Origin of the sequence: Streptomyces sp. NPDC004629 (assembly GCF_042873595.1) — a bacterium.
In the GTDB taxonomy this organism is placed as follows: Bacteria; Actinomycetota; Actinomycetes; order Streptomycetales; family Streptomycetaceae; genus Streptomyces.
The window spans coordinates 178,485-199,071 of record NZ_JBIALO010000007.1 but is presented as its reverse complement, the minus strand read 5'-3'; the positions used below and the strand labels follow the sequence as shown (position 1 = coordinate 199,071).

The 20,587-nt window shown below is 73.6% G+C and carries 18 protein-coding genes; 7 read left to right on the top strand and 11 right to left on the bottom strand.

Annotated elements, in window-relative coordinates; all coding sequences use genetic code 11:
* Nucleotides 1-7 precede the first annotated feature (7 nt).
* Nucleotides 8-709, bottom strand: coding sequence for a response regulator (locus ACFYTE_RS13035; protein ID WP_388708818.1), 702 nt, complete (start codon nt 707-709; stop codon nt 8-10).
* Between the two features lie 320 nt (nt 710-1,029).
* Between ACFYTE_RS13035 and ACFYTE_RS13030 the strand changes: the two genes are divergently transcribed.
* Nucleotides 1,030-1,902, top strand: a complete 873-nt coding sequence (locus ACFYTE_RS13030; protein WP_388709117.1) for a universal stress protein — start codon at nt 1,030-1,032, stop codon at nt 1,900-1,902.
* 5 nt (nt 1,903-1,907) lie between these two features.
* Here ACFYTE_RS13030 and ppk2 read toward each other — a convergent pair whose 3' ends face one another.
* Nucleotides 1,908-2,711, bottom strand: coding sequence for a polyphosphate kinase 2 (ppk2, locus tag ACFYTE_RS13025; RefSeq protein WP_388708817.1), 804 nt, complete (start codon nt 2,709-2,711; stop codon nt 1,908-1,910).
* A 47-nt stretch (nt 2,712-2,758) separates the two neighbouring features.
* On the opposite strand from ppk2, the gene ACFYTE_RS13020 reads away from it, so the two are divergent.
* Nucleotides 2,759-5,140 (top strand): phosphoketolase, encoded by a 2,382-nt coding sequence (locus tag ACFYTE_RS13020; RefSeq protein ID WP_388708814.1) that lies wholly within the window; start codon nt 2,759-2,761, stop codon nt 5,138-5,140.
* Nucleotides 5,141-5,380: 240 nt separating this feature from the next.
* On the opposite strand, the gene ACFYTE_RS13015 is transcribed toward ACFYTE_RS13020, so the two are convergent.
* From ACFYTE_RS13015 to ACFYTE_RS13005, 3 genes are all read right to left on the bottom strand, one after another.
* Complete coding sequence (locus ACFYTE_RS13015) at nt 5,381-6,520, bottom strand: site-2 protease family protein (RefSeq protein WP_388708812.1); 1,140 nt, start codon at nt 6,518-6,520, stop codon at nt 5,381-5,383.
* A 340-nt stretch (nt 6,521-6,860) separates the two neighbouring features.
* Entirely contained in the window at nt 6,861-8,267 is a 1,407-nt protein-coding gene (locus ACFYTE_RS13010; RefSeq protein WP_388708811.1) for a phosphoribosyltransferase family protein, read from the bottom strand.
* Nucleotides 8,268-8,354: 87 nt separating this feature from the next.
* Nucleotides 8,355-8,711 (bottom strand): STAS domain-containing protein, encoded by a 357-nt coding sequence (locus ACFYTE_RS13005; RefSeq protein ID WP_388708809.1) that lies wholly within the window; start codon nt 8,709-8,711, stop codon nt 8,355-8,357.
* A 300-nt stretch (nt 8,712-9,011) separates the two neighbouring features.
* Here ACFYTE_RS13005 and ACFYTE_RS13000 point away from each other — a divergent pair, with 300 nt between their 5' ends.
* Nucleotides 9,012-9,686, top strand: a complete 675-nt coding sequence (locus ACFYTE_RS13000; protein ID WP_388708806.1) for a helix-turn-helix domain-containing protein — start codon at nt 9,012-9,014, stop codon at nt 9,684-9,686.
* A gap of 144 nt (nt 9,687-9,830) precedes the next feature.
* On the top strand, nt 9,831-10,271 hold the full coding sequence (locus ACFYTE_RS12995) for a pyridoxamine 5'-phosphate oxidase family protein (RefSeq protein WP_388708804.1): 441 nt from the start codon (nt 9,831-9,833) through the stop codon (nt 10,269-10,271).
* A 6-nt stretch (nt 10,272-10,277) separates the two neighbouring features.
* On the opposite strand, the gene ACFYTE_RS12990 is transcribed toward ACFYTE_RS12995, so the two are convergent.
* Nucleotides 10,278-10,739: a pyridoxamine 5'-phosphate oxidase family protein gene (locus ACFYTE_RS12990; RefSeq protein WP_388708802.1), complete on the bottom strand. Its 462-nt coding sequence runs from the start codon at nt 10,737-10,739 to the stop codon at nt 10,278-10,280.
* A gap of 452 nt (nt 10,740-11,191) precedes the next feature.
* Between ACFYTE_RS12990 and ACFYTE_RS12985 the strand changes: the two genes are divergently transcribed.
* The gene (locus tag ACFYTE_RS12985) at nt 11,192-12,919 is read left to right on the top strand and encodes a GAF domain-containing protein (RefSeq protein WP_388708799.1); all 1,728 of its coding nucleotides are present in this window, start codon (nt 11,192-11,194) and stop codon (nt 12,917-12,919) included.
* A 213-nt stretch (nt 12,920-13,132) separates the two neighbouring features.
* Here ACFYTE_RS12985 and ACFYTE_RS12980 read toward each other — a convergent pair whose 3' ends face one another.
* The gene (locus ACFYTE_RS12980; RefSeq protein WP_388708796.1) at nt 13,133-13,585 is read right to left on the bottom strand and encodes a Crp/Fnr family transcriptional regulator; all 453 of its coding nucleotides are present in this window, start codon (nt 13,583-13,585) and stop codon (nt 13,133-13,135) included.
* A gap of 243 nt (nt 13,586-13,828) precedes the next feature.
* Here ACFYTE_RS12980 and ACFYTE_RS12975 point away from each other — a divergent pair, with 243 nt between their 5' ends.
* Entirely contained in the window at nt 13,829-16,198 is a 2,370-nt protein-coding gene (locus tag ACFYTE_RS12975; protein ID WP_388708794.1) for a glycoside hydrolase family 65 protein, read from the top strand.
* 65 nt (nt 16,199-16,263) lie between these two features.
* On the opposite strand, the gene ACFYTE_RS12970 is transcribed toward ACFYTE_RS12975, so the two are convergent.
* Together ACFYTE_RS12970 and ACFYTE_RS12965 are read right to left on the bottom strand one after the other, a co-directional pair.
* On the bottom strand, nt 16,264-16,521 hold the full coding sequence (locus ACFYTE_RS12970) for a DUF1876 domain-containing protein (RefSeq protein WP_351740508.1): 258 nt from the start codon (nt 16,519-16,521) through the stop codon (nt 16,264-16,266).
* Nucleotides 16,522-16,620: 99 nt separating this feature from the next.
* Nucleotides 16,621-17,418: a thioesterase family protein gene (locus ACFYTE_RS12965; RefSeq protein ID WP_388708792.1), complete on the bottom strand. Its 798-nt coding sequence runs from the start codon at nt 17,416-17,418 to the stop codon at nt 16,621-16,623.
* A gap of 224 nt (nt 17,419-17,642) precedes the next feature.
* Between ACFYTE_RS12965 and ACFYTE_RS12960 the strand changes: the two genes are divergently transcribed.
* The gene (locus ACFYTE_RS12960) at nt 17,643-18,611 is read left to right on the top strand and encodes a pyridoxal-phosphate dependent enzyme (protein ID WP_388708789.1); all 969 of its coding nucleotides are present in this window, start codon (nt 17,643-17,645) and stop codon (nt 18,609-18,611) included.
* Nucleotides 18,612-18,638: 27 nt separating this feature from the next.
* Here ACFYTE_RS12960 and ACFYTE_RS12955 read toward each other — a convergent pair whose 3' ends face one another.
* Together ACFYTE_RS12955 and ACFYTE_RS12950 are read right to left on the bottom strand one after the other, a co-directional pair.
* The gene (locus tag ACFYTE_RS12955) at nt 18,639-19,031 is read right to left on the bottom strand and encodes an SCO5389 family protein (RefSeq protein ID WP_388708787.1); all 393 of its coding nucleotides are present in this window, start codon (nt 19,029-19,031) and stop codon (nt 18,639-18,641) included.
* A gap of 68 nt (nt 19,032-19,099) precedes the next feature.
* On the bottom strand, nt 19,100-20,059 hold the full coding sequence (locus ACFYTE_RS12950) for an adenylyl-sulfate kinase (protein WP_388708785.1): 960 nt from the start codon (nt 20,057-20,059) through the stop codon (nt 19,100-19,102).
* Between the last annotated feature and the right edge of the window lie 528 nt (nt 20,060-20,587).

Below are 20,587 nucleotides of genomic sequence, written 5' to 3'. Positions count from 1 at the left end.
GGGGCCGTCACCTGGCCGGGCGTCCGCCCGGCTCCGGCTGATCCAGATGGGAGGCGAGCACCGCGGCCTGCACCCGCCGCTGCACGCCCAGCTTGGCCAGCAGTCGCGAGATGTGGTTCTTCACGGTCTTCTCCGACAGATAGAGCCTCCTGCCGATCTCCCGGTTGGTCAGCCCGTCCCCGATCAGGGCGAGGATGTCCCGCTCGCGCGGCGACAGACTGGCCAGTTCGGACGGCACGGCCGGAGTCTCCGCGGGGTCGGCGCGCAGGGAACGCATCAGCCGGGCCGTCGTCGCCGGGTCCAGCATCGACTGGCCGGAGGCGACGGTCCGCACCGCGGAGACCAGGTCGGAGCCCTTGATCTGCTTGAGGACATAGCCCGAGGCACCGGCCATGATGGCGTCGAGCAGCGCGTCCTCGTCGTCGAACGACGTCAGCATCAGACAGGCCAGGTCCGGCATGCGGTCGCGCAGTTCGCGGCAGACCGTGATGCCGTCACCGTCCGGGAGGCGCACGTCGAGCACGGCGACGTCCGGGCGCAGCGCCGGACCGCGGACGAGCGCGTGCTCGGCCGTGTCCGCGTCGCCGACCACCGTGATGTCGGGCTCGGAGTCGAGCAGATCGGCCAGCCCGCGCCGTACGACCTCGTGGTCGTCCAGCAGGAACACGCGGATGGGGTCCTGCTCCGTGAAGGTGCGTGTCTCGGTCATGCGTCCCTCGTTCCCGGGTGGAGGGCAGACGGCCGGCTGCCCACGACAAGGATCATCACGCCCGTCCCGTCGGCACTAGGGCCGACCGGCCCCCTCGCCGAGGCCGCCGCACGGGCCGGGCGGACCCGTCGCGGGACCAGCGGCCCCTGCCGCGCGGCGCCCCGCGACCACCAGGATGGCACCGGACGGCATTCCGCATCCCCCCTACCGCGGAGGTGGACCGACATGGCCCGCGTCATCGGCCCGCGCACCCCGGGCACCCCGGGTGCCCCCACCCCTGCTCGGGGAGCCCTCGATTCGAGCGTGGGACGGTGAGCGCGATGGACGGGCCGATCGTCGCCGGCGTCGACGGCTCCGAGCACAGCCTGCGGGCGGTCGACCTGGCCGCCGACGAGGCAGCGCTGCGCCGGGCGCCGCTCAAAGTGGTGTACGGCTCCCTGTGGGAGCGGTACGAGGGCGCCGCGCTCGCCCAGGACCTCGGCAGGCCGTCCGGGCAGGTCACCGGCGAACACATCCTCGCGAGCGCGGTGCTGCGCGCCCGGCGCCGCCAGGACGGGTTGCAGGTGACCGCCGAGTCGGTGCCCGAGGAACCGGAGTACGCGCTGATCCGGGAGAGCCGCTCCGCCGCCGCGGTGGTCGTGGGCTCCCGCGGGCGCGGCGGCCTGGCCGAGGCGCTGCTCGGCTCGGTCGCGACGACGGTCGCCGGCCGCGCGCACGGCCCGGTGATCGTGGTGCGCCGCGGCCCCGACGACAAGGCCGGCTCCGGGACGCGCGGCCGGGTCGTCGTGGGCGTCGGCGAGAAGCCCGCCGACTCGGCGGCCGTGCGCTTCGCCCTCGACGAGGCACGGCTGCGCGGGGTGCCGCTGGACGTCGTACGGGCCTGGCGGACCCCCGCGTTGGCGAGCGCCGACAGCCCGCTGTTCGCCGACGAACCCGCCCGGCTGTACGCGCAACTGGCCGCGGAGGCGCTTGAGGAGGCGCTGCGGCAGGCACCGGCCGACGTGCAGGTGCACCGGCACACCGTCGAGGGCCCGGCCCGGCGGGTGCTGGCCGAGTTCTCCGGCGGCGCCGATCTGCTGGTCGTCGGGGCCAGGCACCGCGACGGTCACTTCGGCCTCAGGCTCGGCCGGGTCGCGCACGGCGTGCTGCACCACGCCGCCTGCCCGGTCGCCGTCGTCCCGCAGCCGGGATGAGCGGCTCACAGGCTCGCCGCATGGTCCGGTACGTAGGTCTGCAGATCGCGCGGCGGGCGTTCGTACCCCGTCGGCGGCGGCCGGTGCGGCAGCTCAAGCACCGGCGGGGGCACCTCGTGGTACGGCACCGAGTCCAGCAGATGGGCGATCATGTTCAGCCGCGCCCGGCGCTTGTCGTCGCTCTCGACGACGTACCACGGCGCCTCGGAGATGTCCGTGTGCACCAGCATCTCGTCCTTCGCGCGGGAGTACGCCTCCCAGCGGGTGTTCGACTCCAGGTCCATCGGCGACAGTTTCCAGCGCCGCACGGGATCGTCCAGCCGCCGCCGGAACCGCTCCTCCTGCACCGTGTCGCTCACCGAGAACCAGTACTTGCGCAGCAGGATCCGGTCCTCCACCAGCATCCGCTCGAAGACCGGGCATTGCCGCAGGAACAGTTGGTACTCCTCCTTGGTGCAAAAACCCATCACATGCTCGACACCGGCCCGGTTGTACCAGGACCGGTCGAACAGCACGATCTCCCCGGCGGCCGGCAGATGCTCCACGTACCGCTGGAAGTACCACTGGGTGCGTTCGCGCTCGGTCGGCTTGGGCAGCGCCACGATCCGCGCCACCCGCGGGTTGAGGTACTCCGTGACCCGCTTGATGGTGCTCCCCTTGCCCGCCGCGTCCCGCCCCTCGAAGATGACGACGAGGCGCGCGCCCCGCGTGCGCACCCACTCCTGGAGCTTGACCAACTCCGTCTGCAGCCGCAGCAGTTCCTTCTCGTACGTCTTGCGCGGCAGCCTTTCCGCCTGCTTGCCGGCCATGCCGCCTCCACCCCCGATGACCCGTACCGATGACTTCCGGAGCCCCCATGTCCCCTGCCGAACACCAGGACGCCACCGTACTTTCCGACGAGGAACTGCGCACCCTGGATGCGCACTGGAGGGCCGCCAACTACCTCGCGGCCGGGCAGATCTACCTGCTCGCGAACCCGCTGCTGACCGAGCCGCTGCGCCCCGAGCACATCAAACCGCGGCTGCTCGGCCACTGGGGCACCTCACCCGGCCTCAACCTCGTGTACACCCACCTCAACCGGGTGATCAAGGCGCGTGGCCTCGACGCCCTGTGCGTGTGGGGCCCCGGGCACGGCGGGCCGTCCGTCGTGGCCAACTCCTGGCTGGAGGGCAGCTACAGCGAGACCTATCCGGACGTGCCGCGGGACGCCGCCGGGATGGCGCGGCTGTTCCGGCAGTTCTCCTTCCCCGGCGGCGTGCCGAGCCATGTCGCCCCGGAGACGCCCGGCTCGATCCACGAGGGCGGTGAACTGGGCTACTCCCTCGCCCACGCCTACGGGGCCGCGTTCGACCACCCCGATCTGCTGGTCGCCTGCGTCATCGGCGACGGCGAGGCGGAGACCGGCCCGCTGGCCGCCTCCTGGCACTCCGACAAGTTCCTCGACCCGGTGCACGACGGCGCCGTCCTGCCGATCCTCCACCTCAACGGCTACAAGATCGCCAACCCGACCGTGCTCGCCCGGCTGCCCGAGCCCGAACTGGACGCGCTGCTGCGCGGCTACGGACACGAACCGATCCATGTGTCCGGCGACGACCCGGCGCAGGTGCACCGCGCCCTGGCCGCCGCCTTCGACGACGCCCTGGACCGCATCGCACGGGCGCAGCGCGCCGCCCGGGAGCAGGGCAGCACCGAGCGCGTGCACTGGCCGGTGATCGTGCTGCGCACCCCCAAGGGCTGGACGGGGCCCGCCGAGGTCGACGGCGTACCGGTCGAGGGCACCTGGCGCGCTCACCAGGTGCCGCTGCCCGGCGTCCGGGAGAACCCGGGGCACCTGCGGCAACTGGAGGCATGGCTGCGTTCCTACCGGCCCGAGGACCTGTTCGACGCGGACGGCCGGCCGGTCGCCGACGTCCTCGCCTGCGTCCCGGCCGGCCGGGCGCGGCTCGGCGCCACCCCGTACGCCAACGGCGGCCTGCTCGTCCGCGAACTGCCGATCGGCTCCCTGGACGACTTCGCCGTACCGGTGGACAAGCCGGGCAGGGGCCTGCACGAGCCGACCCGGGTCCTCGGCGGCCTCCTCGAACAGATCATGGCGGACACCCGGGACCGCCGGGATTTCCGGCTGGTCGGCCCGGACGAGACCGCCTCCAACCGGCTGGAGGCCGTCTTCGGGGCCAGCGGAAAGGCCTGGCAGGAACGGACCCTTCCGGTGGACGAACACCTGGACCGGCACGGCCGGGTGATGGAGATCCTCTCCGAGCATGTGTGCCAGGGCTGGCTTGAGGGCTATCTGCTGACCGGCCGGCACGGGCTGTTCTCCTGCTACGAGGCGTTCGTGCACATCGTCGACTCGATGGTCAACCAGCACATCAAGTGGCTCAAGACGTCCCGCGAACTGCCGTGGCGGGCGCCGGTCGCCTCCCTCAACTACCTGCTGACGTCCCACGTATGGCGGCAGGACCACAACGGCTTCTCCCATCAGGACCCCGGCTTCGTCGACCACGTACTCAACAAGAGCCCCGAGGTCGTCCGCGTCTATCTGCCGCCGGACGCCAACACGCTGCTGTCCGTCGCGGACCACGCCCTGCGCAGCCGCGACTACGTCAACGTCATCGTGGCCGGCAAACAGCCGTGCTACGACTGGCTGTCCATGGACCAGGCCCGCGTGCACTGCGCGCGCGGCGCCGGGGTCTGGGACTGGGCCGGCACCGAGAACGGCGACGAACCCGACGTGGTGCTCGCCTGCGCGGGTGATGTGCCCACGCAGGAGGTGCTGGCCGCCGCGCAGTTGCTGCGCCGGCATCTGCCCCAGCTCGCCGTGCGCGTCGTCAACGTCGTCGACATGACCCGGCTGCTGCCCCACGAGGAGCACCCGCACGGCATGACCGACTTCGAGTACGACGGCCTGTTCACCACCGACAAGCCGGTGATCTTCGCGTACCACGGCTACCCGTGGCTGATCCACCGGCTCGCCTACCGCCGCCACGGCCACGGGCAGCTGCACGTACGGGGCTACAAGGAGTCCGGCACCACGACCACCCCGTTCGACATGGTGGTCCGCAACGACCTCGACCGCTTCCGGCTGGTCATGGACGTCATCGACCGGGTCCCGGGGCTCGCCGTGCGTGCCGCCGGGGTGCGTCAGGCGATGGTGGACGCGCGTACCCGGCATCACGCCTGGATCCGTGAGCACGGCGCGGACCTGCCCGAGGTCGCGGAGTGGAGCTGGACCGGCTGACGGCGCTTGCGGCGAAGCCGGGAGCCTACGCGAGCGTGCCCTGGCGTGCCGGGCAGGGGCCTGCGGGACGGACACGGTCGCGGCGGCGCCCGGTGCGCCGGATGGGCCTGCTCCTGTTCGAGGACGGTGGGGAGCGTGCCGGGCGTCGCGGGGCGGCCGGGCGGTTCGACGACAGGGCTCAAGGCGCCCGCTCGCCCGCCCTGCGGCGGAAGCGGCGGGCGGTGGGTGACAGATGCCCGGTCACAACGGCTGCCGGGGGGTCGCGGTCGGCCAGGTCAGGGCGCGGGTGATGTCGGCGAGGGCGACGATGCCGACCAGCCGGTCGCCGTCGAGGACCAGGGCCCGGCGGATGCCGCTGTCCTGGAGCCGGGGCAGCAGGTCCACGACCGGCTCGTCGGGGGCGACGGTCACGACGTCCGGCAGGCGGCGCATCACGTCGCCCACCGTCGTCCGGGACCGGGCACGGTCCGGAACCCGGTTGGCCATGGCCATGGTGAACAGGCCGGCCACCGAGCCGTCCGGTGCGACGACGGGGAAGGCGGAGTGCCGGTAGGGGCCGAAGGGCCCCTCGGCGAGGAAGCCGGCGATGGTCGTCCAGGACGGGACCGTGACCGGGTCCGCGGTCATGACCCGGCCGACCGGCACGCCCTTCAGCGCGCCCTGCATCTCCGCCTGCCGCACCTCCGCGGTCGCCGCCGCGATCAGGAACCAGCCGATCAGCGCCGACCACAGGCCCGAGAGGTTCCCCGCGAACAGGACGGCGGCGAAACCGGCCGCCACCAGGAACCAGCCGAGCCCCCGCCCCGCGGCCGAGGCGCCCCGGGTGGCCCGCAGCCGGTCACCAGTGCGGTGCCACAGGAACGCCCGCAGCAGCCGTCCGCCGTCCAGCGGGGCGGCGGGCAGTGCGTTGAACACGGCCAGCACGACGTTGATCGCGGCCAGCCAGGCCACGGCCTCGACCAGCAGCCCGGAGGCCCGCAGCGCCGCCAGCCACTCCGCAAGGCCGACGAACACACCGCCGGCCAGGGCGCTGGTGAGCGGTCCCACGCCCGCGATGCGCAGCTCCGCGGCCGGCGACGGTGCCTCGCCGTGCAGCCGGGCCGCGCCGCCCAGCATCCACAGGGTGATGCCGTCGACCTGGACGCCGTTGCGCCGCGCGACCACCGCGTGCGCGAGTTCGTGCACCAGCAGGGAGGCGAGGAAGACCACCGCGGTCAGCAGGGCGAGCGCCCAGTAGACCGTGGCGGAGTGGCCCGGATGGGCCGCGGGGAAGCGGCCCCGGGCCAGGACGAGCGTCACCAGCACGACGATGACCAGCACGCTCCAGTGCAGCCCGACGCGCACGCCGGCGATCCGGCCGAGGGACAGCGTCTCTTTCACGAACCTCTCGCCTCGCCCTCCGGCTCCCGGTCCCCGCGGAGCACTCCCGCGGTACGTCCATTGTCCGGCGCCACACGGCAAACCGAACAGAGCGAACAGAACAGATAAAGCAGACAAAACACAGAGAGCGAACAGGGTGGACGGGCCACCGGCGAGCGGACCGGACGCCGTGACAGGCTCCACAGCGCGGAGAACGGCCGCCCGGACACCGCGCCCGCCGCACCGGTCGCCCCTCGACGTCTCCGCCTTCGGCCCGCGCGCCGCTCAGAGCGCCATGCGTCGGCGGCGGGCCGCTCACGGTGCCGCCCGACGCGACCCTGGTCGAGGGAGCTTGGCCAGGTCAGGCCGAGCGCGGCGGCGGACGGTCGGCGCCCGGACGGCCCGCGTCGGGTCCGTCGGCGCCGGACGACTCGGCTCCCGGCCCCTCCGCATCGGACGTCCCGGGCTCGGGCCTCGCAGCCCCCGGATGACCGAGGTGTCCGCTGAACCAGTCGCGGGCCAGGACCGCGGCCGTGGGCAGGGTGCCGGGTTCGACGAACAGATGACTCGCCCCCGGCACGACGGCCAGCCGGTGCTCACAGCGCAACCAGTCCGCGGCCAACCGGTTCAGGCTCAGCACCCGGGTGTCGAGACTGCCGACGATCAGCAGCGTCGGCGCCCGGACCCGGGCCAGCGCGGCGGGGGAGGCGAGGTCGGGACGGCCACCGCGGGAGACCACGGCGCCGACGCCCGGATCGTCGGCGGCGGCCTCCAGCGCCGCCCCGGCACCGGTGCTCGCGCCGAAGTAGCCGACCGGCAGGCCGGTCTCCCGGCGCAGCCAGGCGGACGCGCCCTGCAGCCGGCGGGCCAGCAGCACGATGTCGAACACGTTGTGCCGGTCGCGTTCCTCGTCCTCGGTGAGCAGGTCGAGCAGCAGCGTGCCCAGACCGGCCCGGTTGAGGACGGCGGCCACATACCGGTTGCGCGGGCTGTGCCGGCCGCTGCCGCTGCCGTGCGCGAAGGCCACCACGGCCGGGGCCCGGTCGGGCAGCACGAACCGGGCGGCCAGCCGCACCTTCCCGGCCGGCACCTCGACCTCCCGGTTCGGCGGGTGCGGCCCGGCGGCGGGTGCGGGCCGCGCGGCCCGCCCGAGCAGCGCCGCGACCTCGTCGTCACCGGTCTGGGTGAAGTCGTGGTACCAGGCGCCGACCGCGCCCAGATGGCCCGGCGTCTCCAGGCACACGACCTGGTCGGCCACGCCCCGCAGCCGGGCGAGCGTGCGCTGCGCACCGACCGGGACGCCGAGCACGATCCGGGCCGCACCCGCGTGCCGCACGACACGGCAGGCGGCCTCCGCGGTGGCACCGGTGGCCACGCCGTCGTCCACGATCACCACCGTCCGCCCGGGCACCGGTACCGGGGCGCGGCCGGCCCGGTACCGGCGCAGCCGGCGTTCCAGTTCCGCCCGTTCGGACTCCTCGACGGCGGTCAGCTCGCCCGGTCCGAGGCCGGTGTCCGCGACGACGTCGTCGTTGAGCACCCGCACGCCCCCTTCGCCGATCGCGCCGAATCCCAGTTCGGGCTGCCAGGGCACGCCGAGCTTGCGCACCACCAGCACATCCAGGGGCGCGGCCAGCTCCCGGGCCACCTCGTACGCCACCGGGACGCCGCCACGGGGCAGCCCGAGCACGATCACGTCCGCGCCGCGCAGCGGCTCCAGCCGCCGGGCCAGGCGGCGTCCGGCGTCGGTACGGTCCTCGAATCGCATGCGGCACCTCCTTGCCCCGCCGCACGGACGACCGCCCCCCGTCCACAGGGAGCGCGCTCCGGCCGAGCCGGCCGGGTCCCGGCCGCGTCAGTCGTCGCCGAAGGCCGGGAGCCGCGGGTACACCTCGAAGACGTCCATCAGACCCGTGGCCTTCAGCAGCCGCCGGAAGGCGGTGCTGTCGGTCACCAGGCGCAGCCGGCCGGCCCGGTCGTACACCCGGTTGCGGGTCCGGCACAGCACGCCGAGCCCGGCGCAGTCGATGAACTCCACCGCGCGCAGGTCGAGCACCAGGTCGGGGCGGGGCCCGGCGGTCAGCGCGTCGAGCCGTGCGGACAGCCGGGAGGCGACCAGCAGATCGATCTCACCGTGCAGCGTCACGACCGTCGCCCCGTCGACGACCCGCGCCGTGGGCGACGGGCCGGAACCGGTCCGGTTCTGCGTCATGGAATGAGGGAAGCCCGCGGAGCCGGTCGTGCGGAAGGGCCGGTCGGTACCCGACGAGGGGCCCGCAGGGTCCATCGGTCCCTGCGGCCCGCGGACGGCTGGGCCCCGTCGGCCGGACAACGGGACCCGACCGGCCCAAGCGCGACCCCGGGCCCGCGCACAAGCTGAATCCGGGGGGCAGTCCCGGCCCCGAAGCGGCCGGCCGGCGTGGGCCGCCGGGACCGCCCGCTCAGGGTGGCGCTCGGTGCGGAACCGCACGACGTGGCCGTTCGGGACGCCTGACGAAAGGACGTGACGGCCATGGCCGAACACTCCCTGACGAACGTGGCGGAGGGTACGCCCCTGGGCGATCTGGGCCGGCGGCTGGCGGCCCGGCGCACCCAGCTCGGCCTGTCGCGGCGGCAGACGGCCGCGCGGGCCGGCATGGCGCCCAGCTACCTCCGCTACCTGGAGGAACACCCCGGCGCGGCACCGGGCAGCGGCTCCCTCATGCGGCTGGCCGAGGTTCTGCAGACCACGGTGAACGACCTCACGGGCGGCACGGTGGACCTGCCGCCGGGCCCCGGACGGGCCGCGCGCACCCCCGAGTTCACGGACCTGAGCGCGGGCGAGTGCCGCTCCCTGCTGGCGTCGCACGGCGTGGGCAGGCTCGGCGTGCCCACGGCCTCGGGCCCGGTGATCGTGCCCGTCAACTACAGCGTCGTCGACGACACGATCGTCTTCCGGACCGAGCACGGCACCACACCGGCGCTGGCGGCCGGCTGTCAGGTCGCCTTCGAGGTCGACCGCATCGACGACGCGTTCAGCCAGGGCTGGAGCGTACTGGCGCGCGGACACGCCCGAGCCGTCACGGACCCGGAGGAAGAACGCCGGCTCGCGGACCGGGCCTACAGCACGCCGTGGGCGGGCGGCCACCGGCACCTGTGGGTGCGCATCGACCCCTACACCCTCACCGGACGCCGGATCACCGTCTGAACGGGGACCGGGCCGGCCCCGGATCGATCCGGTCCGGGTCCTTCGCCGGACCCCCCGGGACCGACGGCCCTCGTGCCCGGTCCGTACCCCCGCGCAGGATGGACGCGGCAGCACGGCCGTACCCAGGTGAGAGGCGGGACGCAGATGTACGCGAACGACGGATTCCGCGAGCTGGACCGGCAGGAGTGCCTGCGGCTGCTGGCGAAGGTGCCCGTCGGCCGCATCGTGCACACGCGTCAGGCGCTGCCGGCGGTGCTTCCCGTGAACTTCTCCCTGGACGCCGACGGCACCGTGCTGCTGCGCACCTCCGCGGCCTCGGAACTCGTGCGGGCGATCCACGGAGCGGTGGTCGCCTTCGAGGCCGACCAGCTCGACCCGGACCGGCAGTCCGGCTGGAGCGTCGTGGTCACCGGCGCGGCCACCGTGGTCACCGACGCCGCCGAACACGAACGGCTGGTGCGCAGCGGCCCGCGCTCCTGGGCGCCCTCGCCGCACGAGGTCTTCGTACGCATCGCGCCGGAACTGGTCACCGGGCGGGAACTGGTCGGCGGCCGCACCCTCTACGGGCTGGACCTCGCTCCCTGAACCGCGTCACCCGGGTACGGACCGGGGCGGCGGCGCACCGTCCGCGGTGAGACGGACGCCGGAGACCAGGTCCGGCCGGATACGGACCGCGTGGTCCATGGTGCGCGCCACCCACGGGTGCAGCAGCCGCTGGTAGCGGGCCAGTTCGTCCGCGTCGGTGACCAGCCGGGCGTAGCCGGTGACCACCACGCTCCAGCCGAGGCGCGTGTCCGGGTCGATGGCGTCGGCCTCGTAGGCGACGACCACGCCCGAGCCGTCGGCCCACCGGGCGTGCGAGGTCAGCTCCGCGCCCTCGTGGGTGCGGATGACGATGTCACCGCCGTCCAGGACGTGATTGACCGGGCGGATCGTGGGCAGCGCGTGCCGGGTGAAGACGATCCTGCCCAGCGGCACGCTGCCGAGCAGCCGCAGGGCTTCGGCCCGGTCGAGTTCCACGCTCCGGCGCGGTCGGTCGTCGTTGCTGGTCATCGCAGCTTTCCGTACGGGTGCGCGGCGCGCTTCGCGGTGCTGCGGTGACATCGCGAGCGGCCGTGGACGGATCGGACAGATCATTCGAACCGCGCCGCGGGTGGTTTCGCTAGGGTCTTTCGGCCCAGGAAGCGACCTTCGCCCGGCCGGCCGGAGTCCCGCCGGCCGGCCCCGCCCGGGACGGTCGGGCGGGGAGCGGCGGTGCCGCGGCACCGGGTTCGGGTCGCGCCGGGGCACCGGGTACGGACGGAGCGGCACCGCGGGGGATCGGTGCCGCTCCTCATCCCACTGTCGCGGCTGCCGAGCGGCCGCCACCAGGGCCGACCGGCCCTGTCCGGTGCGCCGTGCGGCCCCGCGGGATTCGCGTGACCTGTACCGCCTGGGGCCGTGGACCATTACCGTGGCACATGACGGGCCGGGCGGTGCCCACGAGGGGAGCGGGAGGAACGCTGGTGGGAAGCTCAGACGAGTTCCAGGAGGCCCGTGTCCGGCTGCCGCAGCTGAAGCTGGACGAACTGCTGGAGGAACTGCAGGCCCGTATCGACGCGGCCCGCGGCACGCGTGATCGCGTGCACAGCCTGCTGGAGGCGGTGCTCTCGGTCGGCCGGGAACTGGATCTCGAACAGGCCCTGTACTCCATCGTGGAGGCCGCCTTGGTGCTGGTCGACGCCGAGTACGGCGCCCTCGGCGTGATCGGACCCGACGGGCGGCGGCTGTCGGCCTTCCACACGGTCGGCGTCACCGAGGAGCAGATCGCCGGGATCGGCCCCTTCCCCGAGGGGCACGGCATCCTGGGCGAGCTGATCCGTCACCCCGAGCCGCTGCGGCTGGCGAAGATCTCCCTGCACCCGGCGTCCTACGGCTTCCCGCCGAACCATCCGCCGATGAACACCTTCCTCGGCGTCCCGATCCGGGTACGCGACCAGGTCTTCGGCAATCTGTACCTGACCGAGAAGCGCGGCGGGGCGGAATTCGACGAGGAGGACGAGTCGGTGCTGTCCACGCTCGCCGTGGCGGCGGGCGTCGCGATCGACAACGCCCGGCTGTACGAGGAGTCCCGGCTGCGCGAGCGATGGCTGGAGGCCAACGCGGAGATCACCCACAGCCTGATGGCGGGCAGCGAGCGCGCCCAGGCCCTCGGTCTGATCGCCGACCGGGCCAGGGAGATCACCGGCTCGGCCCTGGCGGCGGTGGCGCTGCCGATGGAGGACACCGGGTTGCTCACCGTGGAGATCGCCGTCGGGACGGACTCGGACGCGCACCGCGGTCTGGTGCTGCCCATGGACGAGAGCCTGATGGGGCTTGCCTACTCCGCCGCCGCGCCGGTCACCAGCGCGGACGTCTCCGACGACGACCGGGTGTCCCAGCAGCCCCCGCGGTTCAACGGGCTCGGGCCCGCCGTGGCCGTCCCCATCGGCACGGGCGGCGGCGTACGGGGTGTGGTCCTGCTGGTGCGCGAGCTCGGGCAGGCGCTGTTCTCGGCGCAGGAGACCGAGACCATTCAGGGCTTCGCCGCCCAGGCCGCGATCGCGCTGGAACTGGCCGAGCGCCGCCAGGACGCCCAGGAGATCGCGGTGCTCAAGGACCGCGACCGGATCGCCCGCGACCTGCACGACCTGGCCATCCAGCGGTTGTTCGCCACCGGGATGACGTTGCAGAGCGCGGGCCGGTTCATCGAGCATGCGGAGGCGTCCGAGCGGGTGCTGCGGGCCGTGGACGACCTGGACGAGACCATCAAGATCATCAGGTCGACCATCTTCGGGCTGCGCGCCCGCGAGGGCGCGGCGGACGGCGGGGGGCTGCGGGCCCGCGTGGTACGGGTGGCCGGGGAGGCCGCGCCGGTGCTCGGGTTCGCGCCCAGTGTGCGCATGGAGGGCCTGGTCGACACCGATGTGCCGCGGGACGTCGCCGACCATGTCGTGGCCGTGCTCTCCGAGGCCCTGACGAACGTCGCCCGGCACGCGCACGCCGACCGGGCCGAGGTGGTGCTGAGCACGGACGGCCGGGAGGTACGGCTCACCGTCGCCGACAACGGCGTGGGCATCCCGCCCGGGGGCCGGCGTAGTGGCCTGAGGAACCTGGCGGAACGGGCCGAGCAACTGGGCGGCGGCCTGGACCTGACCAAGCCCCCCACAGGCGGCGCCACCCTAACCTGGCACGCCCCCCTACCCTCCCCCTAACCGAAGCAGCGCGGGCAACGCCAAGCCCGAAGGAGCGCGGGCAACGCCACGCCCAACCCCAACCCTCCCGCACCCGCCGCCCCCCCGAGTCCCCCGCCCCCTTGGGCGCCCCCGAAGGGGCGCGGGGAACGGCGCGCTCAACCCCAACGCTCCCGCACCCGCCGACCCCCCCGAACCCCCCACCCCCTTGGGCGCCCCCGCCAAAGACCCCCGTCAGGTGCCGCTGCCATACGGCGCGTACAGATCGAGAAGACGGATACGCGACGCATGCAGCCGCTGGGCGACCACCCGGCCCACCCAGACCGCGACGGCCCGCCCGAACTCGGCGTCCTGCGCGCACATCGACCGCACGGTCCCCGCGTCGAACTCGTACGCCCGCACCGGACTGGCCGCCTCGGCCCCCAGCTGCCACAGGTACGGCGGGAAGTGCCAGGACCAGCCGACCAGTTCGCCCGGACCCAGCGACTCGACGACGGCCGCACGCCGGCCCGGCACATGCAGGTCGAGGGCGACGGTACCGGTGCGCACGATCCACAGCCGGTCGGCCCGTCGGCCCTCCTCGAACAGCCGGGTGCCGGCCTCGAAGGAGACCTCGCGGGCGATCCGCATCAGCCGTTCGCGGTGCTCGGCCGCGAGGGCCGTGTTCATGGTGGTGGCGGAGGTCATCGCATCGGCTCCTTTCGTTCGCTGCCCGCGGCGGGGCGGCGCCCAGCGCCGTGGGGTTCTTTCTGCCAGCGTGTCCGCGTTCCCGGCCGCACGCCACGGGCCGCACGGACCGCACTGCGGGTCGTTCGGCCCCGGTGCCGGGCGAACCGCCCGCGCCGGTGGCGCACCGCGTCCGCTGCCCGGACAGTGGGGGAGAAGGACAAGGACCGGACGGGCCCGCAGGATGCGACGAAGGGGGCCGCAGTGACCGGCTGGACCTGGGAGTACGACGGCTACGACCCCGCTGACGAACGTCTCAGGGAGTCGCTGTGCACCCTGGGCAACGGCTACTTCGCCACGCGCGGGGCGCTGCCCGAGTGCGTGGCCGACGACGTGCACTACCCCGGCACATACGCGGCGGGCTGCTACGACCGGCTCACCTCCGAGGTGGCGGGCCGGCAGATCGAGAACGAGGACATGGTCAACCTGCCGAACTGGCTGCCGCTGCGCTTTCGTCCCGCGGGGCAGGACTGGCTGACCCCCGACACCGCGACGGTGCTCGGCCACCGCAAGGTCCTGCATCTGGACTCCGGCCTGCTGGAGCGGCACACCCGCTACGGGCTCGGCGACGGCCGGGTGCTGTTCGTGCGGCAGTTGCGCCTCGTCCACATGACCGACCCCCATCTGGCCGCGCTGCGCACCGAGTTCACCGCCGAGGGCTTCGCCGGGGAACTCGATGTCGAAGCCGCCCTCGACGCCGGGGTCAGCAACTCGGGCGTGGCCCGCTACCGCGATCTGGACGGCCACCACCTCACCCATGTGCTCACCGGTGCCACCGCCCCCGACACGGTCTGGCTGCGCTGCCGCACCCGCACCTCGGACATCCGCATCGGCCTGGCCGCGCGTCTGACCACGGACGTGCCGGTGACCGTCGCGCACGAACACCCCCGGGCCGTGCAGCGGCTCCGCCTGAGCCTCACCCCGGGCCGCACCGTCCGCGTCGACAAGACCGTCGCCCTGCACACCTCCCACGACCTGGCGATCAGCGACTCGCTGCGCGCCGCCACCGACCGGGTCGGCGCCGCGGCCGGCTTCGACGAACTGCTCGCCGGGCACCGCACGGCCTGGGACCAGCTGTGGACCCGTACCGGCCTCGACGTCCCCGGCCGGGCGGGTCACATCCTGCGGCTGCACCTCTTCCATGTGCTCCAGACGCTCTCGCCGCACACCGCCGACCTGGACGTGGGCGTGCCCGCCCGCGGGCTGCACGGGGAGGCGTACCGCGGCCATGTCTTCTGGGACGAACTGTTCGTGCTGCCCTACCTCAACCTGCACTTCCCGGAGGTTTCCCGCGCCCTGCTCCGCTACCGGCACCGGCGCCTCGGCCAGGCCCGCGCGGCGGCCCGCGCGATCGGCCGGCGGGGCGCGCTGTACCCGTGGCAGAGCGGCAGCGACGGCCGCGAGGAGGCGCAGCGACTGCACCTCAACCCGCGCTCCGGGCACTGGCTGCCGGACCACTCCCATCTCCAGCGGCATGTCGGCTCGGCGATCGCGTACAACGTGTGGCAGTACTGCGAGGCGACCGGCGACACGGAGTTCCTGCACTCCGAAGGCGCCGAGATGCTGCTGGAGATCGCCCGTTTCTGGGCGGACTCCGCCCGCCACGACGCGCACCGGGGCAGGCACCGCATCCTCGGCGTGGTCGGCCCCGACGAGTACCACGACGCCTATCCCGACGCGCCGCGACCCGGCCTGGACGACAACGCGTACACCAATGTGGTGGCCGCCTGGGTGCTGGCCCGCGCCGTGGACCTGCTGCGCACCCTGCCCGAGCCGCGGCGCCGCGAACTCGCCGAGCGCATCGGCCTCGCCGACGACGAGCCCGAACGCTTTGAGGAGGTGTCCCGCACCCTCCACGTGCCCTTCCACGACGGAGTGATCAGCCAGTTCGAGGGGTACGGCCAACTCGCCGAACTCGACTGGGACTACTACCGCAAGCGCTATGTCGACATCCGGCGCCTGGACCGGATCCTGGAGGCCGAGGGCGACACCGTCAACCGCTACAAGGCGTCCAAGCAGGCCGACGTGCTGATGCTCGGCTATCTCTTCTCACCCGCCGAACTGTGCTCCCTCTTCGAGCGGTTGGGGCATCGGCTCGACGAGGAGACCTGGCGGCGCACCGTCGAGTACTATCTGCGCCGCACCAGCCACGGATCCACCCTCAGTGGCCTGGTCCACGGCTGGATCCTGGCCCGGGCCAGGCGCGCGGACGCCTGGATGTTCTGCCAGGAGGCCCTCCGCGGCGACATCGCCGACCTCCAGGGCGGCACCACTGGCGAGGGCATCCACCTGGGTGCCATGGCCGGCACCCTGGACCTCGTCCAGCGCGGACTGACCGGACTGGAGACCCGGCAGGGGGCGCTGTGGCTCGATCCGGTGCCGCTGCCGCAGCTGTCGTCGTACGGGTTCTCGCTGCGTTACCAGGGGCACTGGGGCATCCGGCTGCGCCTGGAGCACGGCAAGCTGGAGGTCGCCGTCCCGCCGTCCGACCTTCCGCCGGTCGAGCTGCGGCTGCCCGACCGCACGGTCGGCGTCCGTCCCGGCGAGACGTTCCTGCTGATGCTCCCGGACTGACCCGCCGGCCCCCGCGGACCGCGGGGGTGCCCGCGAGCGCGCCGCGGTCTCGCCACCCGGTGGTCTCAGCGGTGGACGGGGCCGGCCATCTGCACGATGTCGTCGGCGGCCACGTCGTGCAGCCGTACGGCGAGATCCTCCAGGGCCCGGCTTGCGGCCAGTTCGTCGCCGACCTCCGGGATCGGCCGGTCGACCGGATTGCGCCGGGCGAGCCCCCGCCCGGTGAGCCCGGATGCGTCGCGGGTGGTCAGCACGGCACGCGCGTGCGTGTCGTCGCCCTCCTCGGTGATGTAGATCTGCACGGTCCACTGCTTGGCTTCCACCGTGTCCACCTCCCGTGGGCAGCCCCCTTCGCGTCCAGGCTGCCGCGGGTGCGCGGGGCCGGTCCAGTGCCGAACGGCCCTTTCCGTGGCGCCCGGCGGTCAGGCGCCGTTGTCCGGCAGCGGCCGGACGGTGAGGATCTGCTGGGCCTGTCCGAGCGGCCCGTCGGCGTCGTGCAGGACGGTGCTGGTCAGCCCCTGCCCGGTGGGGCCGAAGACGACGGTCGTGTCGAGGCCGGCCCAGCGGCCCGCGGGCCTGCGGTGCAGATGGAGGGTCAGGTCCACGTTGGGGAACATCCACGCCGTGGGCGACTGGCGTACGGCGATGCCGTTGGCCGTGTCGACGAGGGTGACGTAGCGGGCGAGCGCGCTCGCCCGCTCGCCGGCGACCAGGTCGAGGTCCGTGGTGACCCAGGCGGTGGTGCGGCCGGGCCGGGGCGGGACGACGGTGCGGACGTCCAGGGAGGCGATGTAGCCGCCGGGCCACAGCTCGCTCATCGCCCACCGGTCGCACCCGTCCGGCGCGGGGAGCCGGTCGCCCGCGCCGCCGGCGACACCCGTGGTGTCCAGCCCGGCCAGCAGCCACAGGCGGGCCCGGACCACCGGGCGGCCCGCGATCAGGACGACGGCTTCGAGCAGTTCGATCGTGCGGCCGGGGCGCACGGTCTCCACCCGGATCTCGCACTCGTCGAGCGCCGGACGCCCGAGGATGTCGTAGCTGATCCGGGCCGGAACCAGGCCGGTGTCCGGGCGCCCGGCCAGATATCCGTCGACGGCATGCACGACGAGCCCGCCGAGCGGGCTGAAGTGCTGCTCGTCCGGGCCCCAGGCGCCGCTCGCATGCGGGGTGGGCTTGTATCGGTGCTCGTCGATGCGCTCGTAGTAGCTGCCGGTGTTCAACTGACTCCTCTTCCTCCGGTTGAACCCTATGGTGACCGCCACGGCGAGCGGCGCGTACCCCGGGGCACGCGGATCGGCCGGGGACACTCCCGGGCGGCGCGGTCTCGGCACCCGCCCCGGTGCGGGCGGGCATTGCCCGGACGGGCACCGCGGTGCAAGGTTCTTCCGTGGACGGGGCCGGACGCACCGGCGCCCCGCCGCGCCGCACGGAACGGAGGACGCACATGCCCGACCGGATGCCCGTCACCCTCCAGGACGTCCGGGACGCCGCGGCCCGGCTCGCCGGAGTGGCCCACCGCACCCCCGTGCTGCGCTCACGCACCCTGGACCGGCTCGTCGGCGCCGAGGTCCATGTGAAGTGCGAGAACCACCAGCGCATCGGCGCGTTCAAGTTCCGCGGCGCCTACAACGCCGTCTCCCGGCTGCCCGCGGACCGGCTCGCCAAGGGCGTCGCCGCCTACTCCTCCGGCAACCACGCGCAGGCCGTCGCGCTGGCCGCCCGCGAACTGGGCACCACCGCGGTGATCGTGATGCCCGAGGACGCCCCGCGCTCGAAGCGCGAGGCGACCGCGGGCTACGGCGCCGAGATCGTCACCTACGACCGGTACACCGGCGACCGGGTGGCGATCGGGCAGGCGCTGGCCGCGGAGCGCGGGCTGGCGCTCGTGCCGCCGTACGAACATCCGCACATCATCGTGGGACAGGGCACGGCGACCCTCGAACTCATCGAAGATGTAGGGGAGTTGGACGCGCTGGTGGTGCCGGTCGGGGGCGGCGGGCTGATCGCGGGCAGCGCGGTGGCGGCCACCGCGCTGCTCCCCGGGATCAGGGTCGTCGGGGTGGAGCCGGAGACCGGCGACGACACCAAGCGGTCCCTGGAGGCCGGCCGGCGCATCGCCGTCCCGGTGCCCCGCACCATCGCCGACGGTCAGGCCGCGGAGATCCCCGGGGAACTCACGTTCTCCGTCAACCGGCGCCTGCTGGACGGCATCGCGCTGGTGAGCGACGACCAGATCAGGGAGGCGATGCGGTTCGCCTTCGAGCGGATGAAGACCGTGGTCGAACCGAGCGGCGCGAGCGCCCTGGCCGCGTTGCTGGCGCACCGGATCGACCCGCTTCCCCGCCGAGTCGGCGTCATCGTCTCCGGCGGGAACATCGACGTGCGGCGGTTCGCCGAACTCCTCGACGGCTGACCCGGGACGGCCCGGCCCCGTGCGGTCTCAGCAGTCCCGCAGCTCCGGTGACTGGTTGAGGATCTGGGCGCGCGGCGAGGTGAAGCGGCTGTGGACCGCCCCGCCGCGGGCCCCGGGCCGGAAGGCCGCGACGCGGTGGCAGTTCTGGAAGGCCAGGGCGACGCCGAAGTGGCGCTCCAGGCAGCCGCGGATCGCGTCACTGGACAGTGCCCGCAGCAGCTGCCCGCGCTCCCGCTCCGAGGGCGGCGGAGTCTGGTTGTCCGCGAAGTCCGCAGTGCCGCTTTGCAGTTCGGCGGTCAGACGGGCGATGAGGTCATAGGCGTACGGCAGGGAGGCACGGACGGTTGCCACGAAGTCCTCCTCCCGTACCTCGCCGTTCTCGGCTTCGGCGAGCAGCTGCGGGGAGACGTCGAGCGACATGAGGTGTCCTGTTCTGTTGCGTTGATGTAGGGACGGTGCTGCGAGGAGAGCGGGCCGGGCGGTCCCGGTCAGACGAGGGCCCCGAGGGCCGCCGGGCCGTGCTCGAACTCCGGGTCGACCTGGTCGGCCAGGCGATGGCCGGTGGCGGCGTCGGCCCAGGCGGCGGCGTTGCGCAGATGGAAGTCGACGGCGTGCCGCTGGAATGCCGTCCAGTCCTTGGGCCGGGCGTCCACGGCGGCGCGCAGCCGGTCCAGTGCGAGGGCGTTGTGCCGCTCCAGCGTCCCCTGGCCCCGGCCCTGCTCCTGGGCGCGCACGAAGGGCGACAACTCGCAGTGGGTGAGCAGCCCTTCGCCGACGTGCCGGCGCAGGAAGTCCAGGTCCGCCGCGTCCGTGACCTTGTTGCCGACCACGGCGACCGGGATGCCGAACTCGGCCGCGTGCTCCCGGTACTGGCGGAGCACCGAGACGCTCTTGCGCGTGGGTTCGACCACCACGAAGGTGAGGTCGAACCGGGTGAACAGGCCCGAGGCGAAGGCGTCGGCGCCCGCCGTCATATCGACCACGACGTACTCGCCGGGCCCGTCCACGAGATGGTTGAGATACAGCTCGACCGCGCCCAGCTTCGAGTGGTAGCAGGCCACGCCGAGGTCGCTCTCGTCGAACGCTCCGGTGACCATGAGCGGTACTCCGCCGACCACCTGGAGATGACGGGAGTGGATCTCGTCGTCCCCGCCCGGCCGCAGCAGCCGCGAGCCGCGGCCGGGCGGGGTCGTCTTGACCATGGCCTCGCGCGAGGCGATCCGCGGATTCGTGCCCCGCAGATAGTCCTTGATCTCGCCGGTGCGTGTGCTCAGCGGCGGCACCGTGAGGTGTTCCTCCTCGGCGAGGCCCAGGGCGTGGGCCAGGTGCTGGTTGATGTCCCCGTCGATGGCCACGACCGGCGCGCCGGAGTGGGCCAGACGGCGGGAGAAGAGGGCCGACAGGGTGGTCTTGCCGCTGCCACCCTTGCCGACGAATGCCACGCGCATGTCTAGCCGTTCCTATTGGAAATGGATTTCATGAGCGTAGCGTGCTGCGGGCGTGGAACGGCTGTCAAATCGACTGAGCGCCAACCGGGTTGCGTACTGGCCCAGTTGGAGTGCCCCGGCCCGACGCAGGACCCGACCGGCCGGGGCACTCCGGACGAGAACGAGGGGCGCCGAACCCGCCCACCCCCCTCGGCGGTCTCCGAGCGCCGAGACCAAACGGCGGAGGTCGACCACGCCGCGCGGGCCCCGGCGTGCGCACCGGTCCGGGCGGCGGCTCGGGATGTCCCATGGATGACGGTGTTCCGCGTCGAGGACCTGGCTGCCGGTGGGGTCCTGCCGTATGTGTCTCGCGTCGGCGCCCGGGGCCCCGTGCCGGACGGGCTGTGCGCCGCGGCCGGCCGTCTGCGGCCGGACGGTGCCGGGCGCGCGGCCTGCGGGTCGCGTCGGCCGGCCGCGGGCGCGCACGGCGGTTTCGCCGGGCCGGCCCGTCACCCCGGTTGCCGCAGGGTCCGCACCCGCATCGGCAAC

Bases quoted from the DNA above. Each gene is read 5' to 3' on its own strand.
- ACFYTE_RS13005 (WP_388708809.1), bottom strand. From the start codon at position 8,711: ATGACGCAGAACCGGACCGGTTCCGGCCCGTCGCCCACGGCGCGGGTC.
- ACFYTE_RS13035 (WP_388708818.1), bottom strand. From the start codon at position 709: ATGACCGAGACACGCACCTTCACGGAGCAGGACCCCATCCGCGTGTTC.
- ACFYTE_RS13020 (WP_388708814.1), top strand. From the start codon at position 2,759: ATGTCCCCTGCCGAACACCAGGACGCCACCGTACTTTCCGACGAGGAA.
- ACFYTE_RS13000 (WP_388708806.1), top strand. From the start codon at position 9,012: ATGGCCGAACACTCCCTGACGAACGTGGCGGAGGGTACGCCCCTGGGC.
- ppk2 (WP_388708817.1), bottom strand. From the start codon at position 2,711: ATGGCCGGCAAGCAGGCGGAAAGGCTGCCGCGCAAGACGTACGAGAAG.
- ACFYTE_RS13010 (WP_388708811.1), bottom strand. From the start codon at position 8,267: ATGCGATTCGAGGACCGTACCGACGCCGGACGCCGCCTGGCCCGGCGG.
- ACFYTE_RS12950 (WP_388708785.1), bottom strand. From the start codon at position 20,059: ATGCGCGTGGCATTCGTCGGCAAGGGTGGCAGCGGCAAGACCACCCTG.
- ACFYTE_RS12990 (WP_388708802.1), bottom strand. From the start codon at position 10,739: ATGACCAGCAACGACGACCGACCGCGCCGGAGCGTGGAACTCGACCGG.
- ACFYTE_RS12960 (WP_388708789.1), top strand. From the start codon at position 17,643: ATGCCCGACCGGATGCCCGTCACCCTCCAGGACGTCCGGGACGCCGCG.
- ACFYTE_RS12980 (WP_388708796.1), bottom strand. From the start codon at position 13,585: ATGACCTCCGCCACCACCATGAACACGGCCCTCGCGGCCGAGCACCGC.
- ACFYTE_RS12995 (WP_388708804.1), top strand. From the start codon at position 9,831: ATGTACGCGAACGACGGATTCCGCGAGCTGGACCGGCAGGAGTGCCTG.
- ACFYTE_RS12955 (WP_388708787.1), bottom strand. From the start codon at position 19,031: ATGTCGCTCGACGTCTCCCCGCAGCTGCTCGCCGAAGCCGAGAACGGC.
- ACFYTE_RS13030 (WP_388709117.1), top strand. From the start codon at position 1,030: ATGGACGGGCCGATCGTCGCCGGCGTCGACGGCTCCGAGCACAGCCTG.